Genomic DNA, 15,370 nt, shown 5'->3' on the forward strand with positions numbered 1-15,370 from the left:
CATTTCCTATTCTTCATTGTTTATCACCACCTTCAACCCAATCTCATATTGCGGGTTATAGCCATACTTCATTTTCCCACTATAGAAAAAGTTTGCTTCAATCCAGTCTTTAATTTCAACACCAAGGCCGCCCATCATGTTGCCGGTGCTTTGCCAGTAGAGACTTGCATGAAAAACCTTTTCAAATTCAAATTGTGCGGCAGTTGTAAAAATGTTCTCATGTTGTTTGTATAGCTTGTAAGAAAGCAGCGGCGTTATGCTCATTTTGCTATCCTCGTCAAAGTAAAGTTTATAGCTTGTTTGAACTTGCGCGAGTGCCAGATCGGAAGTGGCTACTTTAAAGTTTTGGCTGCTCAGGTTAAAGACGGAAGCGCCCACCATAAAATTGTTTTTCTGGTAAGCAAGACCAACATCTCCATCAAATTGCCAGCCGCGTGAATTAAATTCTTTCACAACGGGATCAACATCGCCGGAAGCGTTTATTACATTATTGTCCAGCCGCTCTTTATACAGCTCCAGGCTTGTACCGAGCCGCAGAAATTCAGTCTCAGAAAACTTAACTCTATACGAGTAACTTATCGCGCCAAGGTTGCGTTGCAATACACCGCTCTTGTCTGAAATAAGTTGCAGGCCTGCGCCGGAATTGTTGCCAAAAGCAAAGTCGGCAGAAAAATTGATCAGTCGCGGTGCATTTTCAAAGCCCGTCCACGAGCTGTTCATTAACGCATAGATCCGGGGCCGTGTGGTTTGTCCCGCAAAAGATGGGTTCCATAAATAATCATCCCTGAAATACTGGGCGATGGGATTGTTAAAATAGCGTTGTCCATCTGCCTTAGTAACACAGAGCACAACAAGTATAATAAATGAGACGATCTTACATTGATTCCTTTTCATACTGCATCTTTTAATAGTGATGATTGCTTGCACAGGGTTCTTGCTCAAAAACTTAATGAGCAATGGTTACACCTCCCTTTTTAACAACTTTGCCGTTTACTGTTAGCACGAAATAATAGGTATTGTTCGGCGGAACATTTCCATTAATTCTTCCATCCCATTCGTTGTTATAGCTGGTCTTGCGATAAACAAGTTTGCCGTCCCTGTCGAATACTTCCAGTTTATTATCCGGGTATTGCGCAATGTTGGTGAATGTCAGCCTGTCGTTAATGCCATCTCCGTTAGGTGTTATCAATTTATTATAATCGAAATATGCGATGGTTACCTCAACCCTGGATGTGTCTGTTGCCTGACAACCTTCAGGGCTTGTTAATGTAGCTGTATACGTGGTAGTAGCAGTTGGTGACGCTTTTGGCGTAAAGCTGGTTGCATTATCCAGTCTTGTGGATGGCGTCCAGACGATTGCGCCTTCACCTGTTGCTGTCAGTTGCGCGCTTGATCCAACCCCGATTGATACATTTTTGGGCGTAACTGTCAGCAATGGTTTTTCCAGTAATGAAACTTTGACTGCTATTGCATCGGCAGGCTTGCTTTCGCAAACGTCATTGCCACGTACCGTTCCATAGAAAGTAGTATTGCTGTTAAGTGGCGCTGTAATGAACGGACTGCCCGTTCCCACTTTGTTTTGTAATGCTGCATCACTGTACCAGCTAAATACTGCACCCTGTACATTGCTTGTCGCGGTGAGGATTGCAGGAGATCCATGACATGCAGTTGTGTCTTTTGCACTGATGTCAGTAGCCACAGCATAAGGATTCACTTTTGTTGTTACCGGTGCACTCTCTGGCGACCAGCAGCCCGCGGCATTCTGAATCTTAACTGAATAGTTTCCGTTGATGTTTACCGTGATAGAAGAAGCTGTTGACTGATTGCTCCATTTATAGCTGCTTGCCGATGGTGCTTGTAAAACAACAGAATCTCCCTGGCAGAAAGTTAAAGGACCACTGGCCGAAACAACAGGCTTGGAAGGGGCTGGTTTTACAGATACCGTTACAGGTTTGCTTGTCAATGAAGTACAATGATTGGCATCCTGGATTGTCAACGTATATGTGCCGCCGTTCCGGACGATCAAAGTATCCGCGCCGGCCTGGTTATTCCAGAAGTATGTAATAGCTGCAGTGGCTTTGAGTATAACAGAATCACCCTGGCAGAAAGAGAGAGGTCCGGCGGACGTGATAGTCGGTATAGCAGGCAAAGGATTAACAACAATTTTTATTGAGTCGCTTGCAACTGATGTACATCCACTTGAATCCTTAACCTGCACAGCATAGTTTCCGCTTGTAAATACGGTAAGTGTTTGATTGGTTGAACCATTGCTCCATGTATAAGTAGGAAGCGTTGCATTTGAAGTCGCTGTCAGTACAACCGAATCTCCAGCGCAGAATGTTGTTGACCCACCTGCGCTAATTTCCGGTTTCGCGGGCGGTGTGCCGATCGTTACATTTTTAACAGCGCTTGCAAGTGATAAGCAATGGTTGGCATCACTCACCTGTACAGTATAGTTGCCGGATTGTGTGACGGTTAGTTTAGGTCCTGTAGCGCCAGTGTTCCATAGATATACCGGGGATGAAACAGCAGCGCTTGCAGTTAATGTTACAGAACCACCGGAGCAGGCATTTGTTGAACTGGACGCAGTGATGGTTGGCGCAGCCGGTAAAGGATGAATGCTGACACGCTGGGTATCGCTAACCGATGATGTGCAATGGTTAGCATCAGTTACCTGCACAGAATAGTTGCCGGAAGCAGACACTGTTACTGTAGCTCCTGTAGCGCCGTTGCTCCATGCATAAGCCGGAGATATAGCTGATGAATGTGCCGTTAAGATGACGGAGTCGCCTGCGCACAAAGTATCCGATCCCTGCAGTGTTATGGTTGGTTTTGCAGGTAATGAATGAACTGTTATTGTTTGCTCATCACTTGGAGCTGAGAGGCATCCGCTTGTATCTTTTACCTGTACGGAATAGTTGCCCGTCGTTGTAACGGTAAGTATTGTGCCTGTTTGTCCATTGCTCCATACATAATTCGGAGCGTTTGCTAACGATGAAGCTTTGAGTACTACTGAATCCCCGGCACAAAACGCTGTCGCGCCCATAGCGGTTATTGTTGGTTTTGGAGGAACTGCATTGACTTTTACCTGTAACGCATCGCTTGATGATGAGATGCATTTGTTGGAGTCTATTACTTGTACCGTGTAGCTGCCTGAGGTATTTACTGTGATAGAATTATTTGTATCTCCGTTGCTCCAGATATAAGATGGAGCAATAATACCGGAGTTAGCAGTCAATACAACAGATTTGCCGCTGCAGAAAGACGTTGGCCCGGCTGCGACAATTGTTGGTTTTGCCGGCAGCGCGTTTACTGTTACCATCTGTGCATTGCTGGCAGCTGATATACATTGATTTGCATCCTGCACCTGCACAGTATAACTGCCGCTCTTTGTTACCTTGATCGTTGCCCCTGAAGAACCATCACTCCATAAATATTGAGGAGATGTAATTGTTGTGTTTGCGGTTAAAATAACTGAATCGCCTGCGCATATGGTTGTAGTGCCACTGGTTGAAATTGTAGGTTTAGCAGGTAACGGATTTACGGTTACAGTTTGCGCGTTACTTGCCAGGGACAGGCATTGATTGGCGTCTCTTACCTGTACCGTATAACTACCGGACTTTGTTACACTGAGTGTTGCGCCGGTGCTGCCATCGCTCCATAAATAAGAAGGAGACGCGATAGATGTATTCGCAGTTAGCGTAACCGAACCTCCCGCACAGAACGTTGTTGTATCACTTGCGGTGATGGTTGGCTTAGTTGGCAGATTATGCGCAGTTATTTGCACAGCATCACTTGCAGGAGAAATACATTGATTGGCGTCTTTGACCTGTACAGAATAGCTGCCTGATACTTTAATGGTGTCGTTGTTGCTTGATGGTGCAGTTGGCTTATTGCTCCAGATAAATATTGGAGATGTCACTGTTGAACTTGCAGTAAGAATAACCGAGTCTCCTGCGCAGAAACTTAACGCATCGCTCGCCGCAATGAGTGGTTTGGCTGGCAGATTATATACAGTTACTGTCACTGCATCGCTCGCCGGGGATGTACATTGATTCGCATCTTGAACCTGCACAGAGTATGTGCCTGATGTTCTAATTGTATCCTTGTTGCTGGACGGCGCATTTGGTTTATTGCTCCAGATATATGTCGGAGAAGTTGCAGTTGAACTTGCAGTAAGAATAATTGAATCTCCTGTGCAGAATGTAAGTGTGTTGCTTGCTGCAATAAGTGGTTTGGCTGGAAGATTATGGACAGTTACTATCACCATATCGCTCGCCGGGGATGTGCATTGATTGGCATCTTTAATCTGCACAGAGTAGCTGCCTGATGTTTTGATTGTGTCCTTATTACTTGAAGAAGCGTTTGGTTTGTTGCTCCAGATATATATTGGAGAAGTCGCAGTTGTGCTTGCAGAAAGAATTACTGAATCGCCTGCGCAGAATGTAAGCGGGTTATTCGCAGCGATAAGTGGTTTGGCCGGAAGATTATGTACAGTTACAACTACTGCGTCGCTTGCCGGTGACAAGCATTGGTTGTTGTCTTTAACCTGAACAGAATAACTGCCTGTTACCTTAATAGTATCCTTGTTGCCTGACGGCGCATTTGGCTTGTTGTTCCATATATACGTTGGAGAAGTTGCAGTTGAACTTGCCGTAAGAATCACAGAATCTCCGGAACAGAAGGTCAATGGATCAGTTGCAGAGATCAATGGTTTGGCCGGAAGATTGTGCACAGTTACGGTAACCTCATCGCTCGCGGGAGAAATACATTGATTGGCATCTTTAACCTTAACAGAATAGTGGCCAGATGTTTTAATGGTGTCTTTGTCACTGGGTGGCGAATTCGGTTTATCGCTCCATATATATGTTGGCGAAGTTGCAGTTGAGCTTGCAGAAAGGATAACAGAATCTCCGGCACAGAAAGTAAGTGCATTGCCTGCAACGATGAGTGGTTTGGCTGGCAGACTATGAACAGTTATAAACACAGCATCGCTTGCTGGTGACAAGCATTGGTTATTATCTTTTACCTGAACAGAGTAACTGCCTGTTACTTTAATGGTGTCCTTGTTGCTTGACGGAGCATTAGGCTTGTTGCTCCAGATATATGTTGGCGAAGTAGCACTTGAACTTGCAGTAAGGATAACAGAATCGCCTGCACAGAAAGTAAGTGCATCACTCGCAGCGATAAGCGGTTGGGCCGGCAGATTGTGAACGGTGACATTCACAAGATCACTGGCAGGGGAGATACATTGATTAGCATCTTTCACCTGAACAGAATAGCTGCCCGATGTTTTGATTGTGTCCTTATCACTTGAAGGTGAAGTTGGTTTGTTACTCCAGATATATGTTGGTGAAGTTGCAGTTGAACTTGCAGCAAGAACCACAGAATCGCCTGCACAAAAGGTTAGTGCACCAGTTACCGCAATCGTTGGTTTGTCCGGCAGATTATGGATCGTTGTAGTTACGAGGTTACTTACAAGAGAAATACATCCATTGATGTCTTTAACCAGAACAGAGTAAGTGCCGGCCGTTTTGATGGTGTCCTTGTCGCTGGATGGTGCGCTTGGCTTGTCGCTCCAGATATATGTGGGCGAAACTGCAGTTGAACTTGCAGTCAGAATAACAGAATCTCCGACACAGAAAGTGGTTGGTCCCCCGGTAGCAATTGTTGGTGCTTCAGGTAAGGCATTAACAGTTACAGTTGTTGCATCGCTGAATAGTGAGGAACACCCATTTCCATCGGTGACTTTTACGCTGTAATTACCTGTAGTGTTAACCGTAATTTTATCGCCTGTTGAAGTATTGCTCCACGTAAACACTGGTGAAGTAACAGCTGAGATTGCAGTAAGCGTAACTGATTTGTCCGCGCAAATCGCAATCGGTCCAGCCGGATCAATTGTTGGCTTAGCGGGTGCAGGATTCACAAAAATCGTCGTTGCATCGCTTTCGGGTGATTCACAACCTGTAGCATTTTTTACTTTAACTGTGTAATCTCCGGCGGTGCTCACATCAATGCTTTGCGTAGTTGCACCCGTGCTCCATAGATAACTTGCAGAAAGTGGTGCTGTTAGTGTGATATGATCACCTTCGCAGATTGTTTTGGGGCCTGTTGGATTGATGATAGGTTTGGCTGGTAATGGGCTTACTGTTATGTCTATGTGGTTATCTAATGTAGGTTGTGCTACACAAGCACTTTCACCCCGTGCATAATACGTTGCATCCGCAGTAGGGAAAACATCAATTTTATTGCCAGTTCCAAGTGGGTTAGAGAATGAGGCATCTGAATACCAAACCCAGTTGGCTGCATCGTTCAGATCGCCACTTGCTGTAATGGTTATTTTACTACCGGCGCAATATGGTCCTGCGGAAGGCGTCAGGTTAGGTTTTGTGGGATTAATGTACGCCGGACTTAGTGTCATCACCGTAGCTTTCCCCAGGTTTGCTGCACTAAGGTCGCCATAGCCAATATAGGGCATGCCATTGTTATCAAGGGCAAGGGACACACTATTGGCGCCAGCTGTTGAAACGGAAGCTGCCTGCCAGCTTGTTCCATCAAATTTGCTTTCGTAGCATTTTGCACTAGGACTGCTTGTTGTCCATGCCAGTTCGGGTATTCCGGTTGCATCAAGTTCTAAAGCACAGGATGTAATGCGCCCATTAGAGACTGGTGCACCTATAGTTTGCCAGGTTCCTGAAACAAGTTTACAGACTATTATTGCTTGACTAGTTGATCTGTCCTGGAATGCGATAAAAGGTGTGCCAGCGTAATCGACCTTGATTTTAACAGGAGTCAGGTTCGCGGGGCCAACACTTCCCAAAAATTGCCAGGTTCCGCCGGAGAATTTCATCATCGATACTTCATTCGTGCCGATGTTTTCATTGTAGAACGCGATGAATGGCACGCCTGTATCGTCAATGTCCATATCAATAGACGAAGAATTGATCGCGGTCAATCCAACAGTACTGCTCATTCCAACAAGGCTCCAGGTAGTTGAGCCAGCAGGGCATTTTTTTACAAAAGCCGCATCGCCAATCAAATATGCGACATATAAATTGCCTGCATTATCTATGTCAAATGCCAGATCAGTAACAATTTCGGTCGGGGAAGTGATTGGCTGCAGGTCCTTGATCATTGTATTCCAGTTTCCGTTCACCGCATCATATTTTCTCACGATAAGCTCCCGGTCATTAATTCCTTCCGGTTCGGTGTAATAGGCTATATAAGCTGTGTTGTCCGGGGCGAATTTTAGTTTGGGGCCAACATTAGCAAAGGCGAATTCACTATTGCCAACTATGGTCCAGCCAGTACCCTGCACATATTTTTGAACAGATATTTTGCTGGAAACTTTATCACTGTATGCTATGTATGGAATGTTACCGGCATCGGTAGCAATTGATGTAGACCATACTGCAGCTGATGTAAACCCTTCGGGAGGTAATGCTTGTAAAGTTGGCGCATTGTAAAAATCATCATTGCAATCCAGGTTGTTTTGTACATACTTAACTGGACCGGATGGCGGGCCAACTGATGGCAAGGACGGATGATACCTATCTCCCAACCCATCTCCATCCTTATCAGGATACCACAATCTTTGAGCATATACCTCATCTGTACAACATAAAACAAACAGAAGAACATATAGCAATGGCAACAGTGTCTTCATATAGCAATTCAATACTTTAGTTTAGGAACAACGGCTTATAGGAGTGGAATTTCAGGCCTGTTTCTTAATCACGCATATAAGTTAGCAATACAAGAGGGCACGGTGGGTTACCTAATGCTATGTAATAACAGAAACTTATCGGTAAATGATCTGCAAGCAATCACGGAGTAAACAGAACAATAGTGTTGGTTTAATGTCCTCGTCGCTACCGTGCTTTAATCAAAACGTAACGATACAATATTTCTAAGGGGACAGTGTTTGACAGTTAGTTTTTTATAGATATGTGGATGGGTTATCTGTTTAAGAAAGTTAGTATAAACAAGCGAAATTTACAACAAACTGTAAAACATATTTATTTTTAAAACATCGCATAGTTTAACTCAGCAACTCTTTTAAATATGCTATGGAAACCGGTTTTATAATATAATCCGTTACACTTTTATATGCTTTGGCTTTTTTGCGATCGTTTTCGTCAATGGATGAGCTTACCATATAAATCTTAATAGATTTCGGGATGCCATCAGCCATCGTTTCATACGCTTCCATAAATTCCCAGCCATTCATAATAGGCATGTTGATGTCAAGAAAAATTACATCCGGAAGATCGTGCGTAGAAGAATTAGCAAGTGTGTTTTTAAGGGATGTAATTGCTTCAAGACCGTTCTTATATTCAATAATGCTTTTGCTGAGCTGATTTATTTCAATCATCCGCTTCATACTGAATAAGTAGAACTGGTCATCATCTATCAGAAAAATCTTCTCTGTTGTATTCATTGCTGCAACTATTTGTTCATTTGTTAGCGCTTTATCAATATTCAATGGCTCACAAACATTTAAATACTTACCAGCTTCGTCCATCCTTGTAAATTATAGGGTAAAATAAGTCATATTTTCATAAATCCTATGATTTTCAAGCGTTTATTTTTCGAAGCCGGCAAAATGATCTCTGTCTTGCCTACAAAGCAAGCTGAATGCTATGGGGGGAACATGACTGTGAATACGGTTTCGATATTGGATATTCAGGGCAGAACCTCTGTTATGGTAACAAGTATAACAAGCGAAAAGTTCTACCCGTGTGGTGATTTAGTATTTTGGATCAGAACTTATTCTTCCACATCATGCTTTCTATTGGTTTATCAGGCTGTCCATTATACTTAGCGTTTTTCTTCTGATTGTATTTTACTTCAATCTCTCCTTCAACAGGAAAATAGATCAACTGCCCAACAGGCATGCCTTTATATACTTTTACCGGTTGTTTTACTGAAATCTCCAGGGTCCAGTTACCACAAAATCCAACATCTCCTTTTCCGGCAGTGGCATGAATATCAATGCCAAGCCTTCCCGTCGAAGATTTACCTTCTAAGAATGGCACATGTGCATGTGTCTCAGTGTATTCTTCCGTAACGCCAAGGTAAAATATATGCGGGTAGAGTACAAACCCTTCCTCAGGAATTTCAAAATATTCTATCTCATTGTGTTTTTTTGCGTCGATGATATGCTCTTTGTAAGTAGCCAGCCATTTACCTAAATGCACATCATAACTATTGCTTCCAAGGCACTCTCTTTGATAAGGCTCTATTTTAATGGTGCCTTTATCTATCTCTTCTAAAATGCGTTGATCTGAAAGAATCATTGTTACAATTTTTATTATCCGTAACCGGATAAATCAGCGAATCTTTGATTGCCATCGGCGAATTTAAGCGGGGAATCTTTGTTTTAGTCACCCGTACTAAATATCTTGGTCGGCAAAGTTTTGCAAATAAATGCATTTCTTGCGTTATAAATAAAAAACCTTATTGTCAATTGGCTCTATTCTATCAAAATAACATTAATGCGTCTACGCGGCTGGGTATTTGGCATATTGAAGAAGATGAGCATTTTTTTCTTGAACATGTTCCTCTGAAAAAAGATATAACGCACCCCCACAAGCGGTTACAACATCTTGCAGGCCGTTACCTGCTTAAATTTCTGTTCCCGGATTTTCCACAGCATGAAATATTGATAGCAGATACACGCAAACCTTACCTGGCGGACGAGCTTTATCATTTTTCCATTTCGCATTGCGGCAATTTTGCAGCTGCCATTGTAAGTACAGATCATCGCGTGGGCATCGACATAGAAATTCCCTCAGCAAAAGTTGAACGTGTGCAACATAAGTTTCTCCATCCAAATGAAGAGGCATTTCTGACTTCATTTGTAAACATGGGAAAACATTTTCGTGTGGAAATGCTTACGGTGTTCTGGAGCTGTAAGGAAGCCCTGTATAAATGGCACGGCCTGGGTGAAGTGAATTTTAAGGAATGCATGTACCTGGACGGAGATCTTGTAGTCGGCGCCAGTAATATTATCGATCTACCCTACACTTTCGCTAAAGACAGCGTGAATAATGTTCAGCTAAAAGCAAAAATATTTGAAGATATTGTTTTGAGCTGGGTAGTGACTTAATGGATAATTGATAGTTGACAATTGAAAATGATTATAGCAAAGAATAAATATAGTTTTAAATTCCAAGCAATATTTCTCCCCCATTTTCAATTGTCAATTTTCAACTGTCAATTACTTTGATTAATTGTCTTCCACAACACATCCTTCAACTCCGTCAAACCCTTATTGGTGACAGAAGAAATAAACAGGTGAGGAATATTTGACGGTAATTCTTTAGAGATCGCTTCTTTTAACTCATCATCCAGCATATCACTTTTACTGATGGCTATTACAAAATCTTTCTGCAGCATTTCAGGATTGTACTGCTCCAGTTCATTAAACAGTATCTCGAATTCTTTTTTATGATCGTCACTGTCTGCCGGGATAAGAAAGAGCAATACAGCGTTACGTTCAATATGACGCAGGAACCGGTGTCCCAATCCTTTGCCTTCAGCGGCTCCTTCAATAATTCCGGGAAGATCGGCAATGCAGAACGACCTGCCGTCACGATATTCCACCATCCCAAGTTGCGGGGTTAATGTTGTAAACGCGTAGTTGGCAATTTTGGGTTTCGCAGCTGTAATTACGGAAAGTAAAGTTGATTTACCTGCATTTGGAAAACCTACAAGACCCACATCGGCCAATACTTTAAGTTCCAGCGTTTTCCACCCTTCGACGCCCGGTTCTCCCGGCTGTGCGTGTTCGGGAACCTGGTTGGTAGGCGTAGCAAAATTCTGGTTGCCCAGGCCACCTCTTCCGCCCCGTAACCAAATGATCTCCTGGCCGTCCTCAAGAATTTCTGCTTCTATTTCGCCGGTTTCTTCATCACGGGCAACTGTGCCCAAAGGCACCTCAATAATCACATCTTCACCGTCTTTTCCGGTACAATTGTTTTTGCTGCCGTTTTCACCATTCTCGGCTATTACGTTCTTGTAGTACCGGAGATGCAACAGCGTCCATAACTGCTTGTTCCCTCTTAAAATAACATGCGCACCACGACCTCCGTCGCCACCATCAGGCCCGGCCATTGCATTGTATTTCGTGCGCATAAAATGTTTGCTGCCTGCTCCTCCGTGTCCGCTTTTGCAGAAAATGCGGATATAGTCTATGAAGTTTGTTTTTTCCATTAAGTGCTGCAAAGATATTTTTCCAAAGTCAGGATATGAAATTAGTTTCAAAAATGGTTGCTAATAAACTGATTGCGAGTTAATTAGTTTGAGACAAAACGCGGCGTTGAGATATTAGTCAATTGCTATTAGAATAATTTCTAAGATAAATATCCATCTGAATCATTGCTTAGTGTACGTTGTTTTTTATTAATCGTGCAACAAAAAGGTTCGCTAATTGTATTACAAAAGAAATGAGTTGCAACACAATAATTTAGAGAACAATGTTTTAGGGGTTTGCAATGTTGGGCCGCTGTTTCCTTGCATGAAGAATCAATAGCAAAAGCGATTTTCAGGTTTCCTGATCAAATGAGAAATATACAATCCTCAAAATAGTGCACTCGTTGATTTACATCGACAAACGTTGCAGCTAATGAAAGAAATAAGTTGTCTGATGTAAGTGTGATTGCCGCTGCCTTACCTGCTGAAGACTATTTCATATCAGAAAAAACTGACACAACCTTTTTAACGGAGCCGGATAACAAGCCGGCGCAACTGCATAATCTGTCTGTTTTTTCCGGCAAGCATTTTTCGAGTTGCCAATGCATTTGATATTATAAAATTCAATAGTATGAAATATCTGCTTGTGCATCAGGATAACCTTCATCCCAAATAAAATAAAATGCGGAGAATGTTGGCGCATTCCCCGCTTACTTCAGGTTAACGTATTGCATAATCACCACCCTGGCGGGTTGGCTTTTTTCATTAACCATAATAATCTAAAGTATGAAATGTTTGCTAACTGATGTCAGACAACCTTTGGCATCAAGGCTATTGCTCATTATTAAAATAATGACAATATGTATGTTGGCTTTTAGCCTGCAGGCTTCTGCAGAGGGGCGTGGCAAAAAACTATCTGTCAAAACAGAGAAAACCGAAATTACTGCAGTGTTGAAAGCTATAGAGAAGCAAAGTAATTTCCGTTTTGTTTATAAGGATATAAAAAACCTGACACAGAAAGTTTCTGTTAATCTGCAAGATGCAGACATACAGGATGTGCTGGACCAGGTATTGCAGAACACAGGCCTTACTTACGAAATAATGGATGACGGGCAGATCATCATCAAGGAAGCAGCAGCGGGATATCACTCTGTTCAGGCAAATGTTACGGGAACTGTCCGTGGCGATAGTGGCGTGTTGGCAGGCGTTTCTGTACAGGTTAAAGGAACTACAAGAGGCACCGCTACAAATGAAGATGGAAAGTTTTCCATAAGCGCAGAGCCCACAGATGTACTTGTGTTTAGCTATGTGGGACATATTAGCCGCGAAATAACTGTCGGCACTCAGACGGAGATCAATGTAACACTTGCGAGTGAAGCTGTTAACCTGGATGGAGTGGTTGTTGTTGGGTATGGTACAGCGAGGAAAAAAGATCTTACCGGCGCAGTCGCCAATATCAAAGGTGATGAACTTTCCAAACAACCGGTGTTAACTGCGACACAAGCGTTGCAAGGTAAAGCCGCCGGTGTGCAGATCATTAGCTCCGGTGCACCAAACTCTTCTCCTTCCGTGCGTATTCGCGGTACAGGTTCTATGCTCGCCGGCGTTAACCCTTTGTATGTTGTAGATGGTGTAATTACGGATGATATCACCAACATTAATACTGCGGATATTTTGTCCATGGATGTGCTGAAAGATGCATCGTCCACAGCCATTTATGGTGTGCGTGCCGCCAACGGTGTGCTGATCATTACGACGAAGAAAGGTCGCTCGGGTAAAATGGTGGTGAATTATGATGGAACAATAGGCGTGAAAGAAGCTGCGCACCTGGTAAATATGGCCGGCTCGCACCAGTATGTTGGCTATCTGAACGAAGCGAGCCGTTATTATGGTAACAGTGATAATCTTGTTGACACAGCATTGCTAAACAATGGCTCTAACACAGATTGGTACGATCAGATCCTCCGTCGAGGATTACAGCAGAACAATAACCTTTCCATTTCAGGCGGTAGCGAAAAGATCAATTATTATCTCAGCGCCGGTTATTTGCTTGATGAAGGGATCATCAAGAATAACAGCTTCAGAAGATTTACCATCCGTAATAACAATGAATATAAATTCAACAACAAGCTTAAACTCACAACGGTAATTTCTTATGCCAACGGTGTTTTGGATGATGTTGATCTAAACTCCGCATATGGTAACTCTTACAGAGCCGCACCCGTTGTTCCTGCAAGAGTTGGTACTAAGTATGGTAATACGTCGGCGTTTCAAAATGTTGGTAATCCGCTGCTGGACATCGACAAGAATTACAACAGGGGGAACGACAATCGTATACAGGGTGCAGCAACATTTGAGTACAAGATTTTACCATGGTTGGTGTTCTCTTCTAACATCGGTGTGGATCTTGATTTTTATAAGAACACCCAATACGCGTATCAATATTTCGCCGACAGCACCATATTTGATCCGCCGGGTGGTAACCAGCAACAACCGGTTAGTGTTTTGCAGATCACCAAGAATGATGCAAACAGATGGTTGTGGGACAATACGCTTACTGCATCCAAAAAGTTTGGGGATCATAACCTGAAGCTGATGATAGGTACAACAGCCGAACAGTATAAGTTTAATCGCTTATACGGGTACCGGCAAAATGTTCCTCCTGCGAAGAATCAGTGGTTTCTCGACGCGGGCGATGCCAATACTGCAAAGAACAATGGTTCCGGCGATAAATGGGCCCGCAACTCTTATATCGCAAGATTTAATTATGACTATAAAGATCGCTACCTGGTTACTGCAACATTCAGAGGTGATGGTAGTTCCCGTTTTCCGGAAGGAAACAGGTGGGGATTCTTCCCTTCAGTAGGCCTTGGCTGGAATATTACGAGCGAAGACTTTATGAAGGATCAGAAAACCTTTAGTTATTTGAAGTTGAGAGCAAGCTGGGGTAGGGTAGGTAACGATCAGATCCCTTCATCTTTATACCTGCCTCTGGCATCTCCTAATCTTCCTTATGGCAACCTGGGTTCAGGTATTGCTTTTAACCAGATCACAGATCCCAATCTGAAATGGGAAACTACTGAAGAATTTGATTTTGGACTTGATTTTACGGTACTTGACAAACGTTTAAACGGTACAATAGATTTATATAGTAAAAAGACCAACGATGCGCTTATTTATGTAAACATACTAGGAACATTGGGTGATCAGGACAGCAAGTACCTGACCAATGCAGCAGCTATTCAGAACAAAGGTGTGGAACTGGGCTTAACATGGAGCGATAAGATTGGTAAAGACTGGACCTACAGCATCAGTGGTAATGGTGCCTACAATAAAAACGAAGTTGTTGGGTTATCAAGTGGCCAACCGTTGGTTGATGGTAATCTTGCAGGTCAGGGATATGTTACATTGTCTCCAAATGGCCAGCCTATCGGAAGTTATAACGTGTTGAAAGTTGCCGGAATTTTCCAAAACCAGGAAGAGATAGATAATTATAAAAACAAAGCCGGCACCGTTATTCAGCCAGATGCAAGGCCGGGCGATTTTAAATATGTAGATCAGAACGGCGACGGCGTAATTGATGCAAATGACCGGGTGTTGGTTGGATCTTATCAACCAAAATTTATCTATGGCTTTAGTGGCAGCGTTACTTACAAATCCTTTGATCTGAGTTTCGGCACTTATGGTACTTCAGGAGGTAAAATATACAATGCAAAAAAAGCTTTGCGAGCTTCAACCAACTCATTGGATAATATGGAAGCAAGTGTGGTTACTGACAGGTGGACCGTAGACAACAAGTCTAATTCAAATCCCAGGGCTACATTAAATCAATGGCCGGCGTCAACTTATTTTGTTGAACAGGGCGGCTTTTTCAGGATTAACAACCTCACGATCGGATATACGCTTCCTCAAGACATGCTGAAGAAAGCGAAGATCACTAAACTCAGGGTCTATGCCACCGTGCAGAACCTTGCAACAATTACCAATTACACCGGCTTTACACCTGAGTTCTCCGCTATTTCCACCGGTGTAAATGCGTTGAAGGCAGATCCGAATTCTGCGGCCAATCAAACCAATTTGGGCATTACAAATGCGGGTGTTGATATTAATACTTATCCAACTCCGCGCACATGGGTATTTGGTATAAACCTGGGTTTCTAGTCAATCAACAATT

General features: G+C 43.0%; 7 protein-coding genes. 2 read left to right on the top strand and 5 right to left on the bottom strand.

Features of this window, described 5'->3' with window-relative positions:
- Nucleotides 1–6 precede the first annotated feature (6 nt).
- The 4 genes from QTN47_RS22865 to dcd all read right to left on the bottom strand — a co-directional run bounded on the left by QTN47_RS22865 (nucleotide 7) and on the right by dcd (nucleotide 9,299).
- Entirely contained in the window at nucleotides 7–894 is an 888-nt protein-coding gene (locus QTN47_RS22865; protein ID WP_369331760.1) for a PorP/SprF family type IX secretion system membrane protein, read from the bottom strand.
- A gap of 52 nt (nucleotides 895–946) precedes the next feature.
- Entirely contained in the window at nucleotides 947–7,666 is a 6,720-nt protein-coding gene (locus tag QTN47_RS22870; protein ID WP_369331761.1) for a T9SS type B sorting domain-containing protein, read from the bottom strand.
- Between the two features lie 375 nt (nucleotides 7,667–8,041).
- Nucleotides 8,042–8,524, bottom strand: a complete 483-nt coding sequence (locus QTN47_RS22875; RefSeq protein ID WP_369331762.1) for a response regulator — start codon at nucleotides 8,522–8,524, stop codon at nucleotides 8,042–8,044.
- A gap of 238 nt (nucleotides 8,525–8,762) precedes the next feature.
- On the bottom strand, nucleotides 8,763–9,299 hold the full coding sequence (gene dcd, locus QTN47_RS22880; protein ID WP_369331763.1) for a dCTP deaminase: 537 nt from the start codon (nucleotides 9,297–9,299) through the stop codon (nucleotides 8,763–8,765).
- A 170-nt stretch (nucleotides 9,300–9,469) separates the two neighbouring features.
- Here dcd and QTN47_RS22885 point away from each other — a divergent pair, with 170 nt between their 5' ends.
- A complete protein-coding gene (locus QTN47_RS22885; RefSeq protein ID WP_369331764.1) occupies nucleotides 9,470–10,111 on the top strand; it encodes a 4'-phosphopantetheinyl transferase family protein in 642 nt (213 codons plus the stop codon).
- 107 nt (nucleotides 10,112–10,218) lie between these two features.
- Here QTN47_RS22885 and obgE read toward each other — a convergent pair whose 3' ends face one another.
- Entirely contained in the window at nucleotides 10,219–11,217 is a 999-nt protein-coding gene (gene obgE, locus QTN47_RS22890) for a GTPase ObgE (RefSeq protein WP_369331765.1), read from the bottom strand.
- Nucleotides 11,218–11,982: 765 nt separating this feature from the next.
- Here obgE and QTN47_RS22895 point away from each other — a divergent pair.
- Nucleotides 11,983–15,357, top strand: coding sequence for a SusC/RagA family TonB-linked outer membrane protein (locus QTN47_RS22895; RefSeq protein WP_369331766.1), 3,375 nt, complete (start codon nucleotides 11,983–11,985; stop codon nucleotides 15,355–15,357).
- Nucleotides 15,358–15,370 lie beyond the last annotated feature (13 nt).

This window comes from Danxiaibacter flavus (assembly GCF_041060425.1).
Taxonomy (GTDB): Bacteria; Bacteroidota; Bacteroidia; order Chitinophagales; family Chitinophagaceae; genus Danxiaibacter; species Danxiaibacter flavus.

Bases quoted from the DNA above. Each gene is read 5' to 3' on its own strand.
- QTN47_RS22875 (WP_369331762.1), bottom strand. From the start codon at position 8,524: ATGGACGAAGCTGGTAAGTATTTAAATGTTTGTGAGCCATTGAATATT.
- obgE (WP_369331765.1), bottom strand. From the start codon at position 11,217: ATGGAAAAAACAAACTTCATAGACTATATCCGCATTTTCTGCAAAAGC.
- QTN47_RS22870 (WP_369331761.1), bottom strand. From the start codon at position 7,666: ATGAAGACACTGTTGCCATTGCTATATGTTCTTCTGTTTGTTTTATGT.
- dcd (WP_369331763.1), bottom strand. From the start codon at position 9,299: ATGATTCTTTCAGATCAACGCATTTTAGAAGAGATAGATAAAGGCACC.
- QTN47_RS22865 (WP_369331760.1), bottom strand. From the start codon at position 894: ATGAAAAGGAATCAATGTAAGATCGTCTCATTTATTATACTTGTTGTG.
- QTN47_RS22895 (WP_369331766.1), top strand. From the start codon at position 11,983: ATGAAATGTTTGCTAACTGATGTCAGACAACCTTTGGCATCAAGGCTA.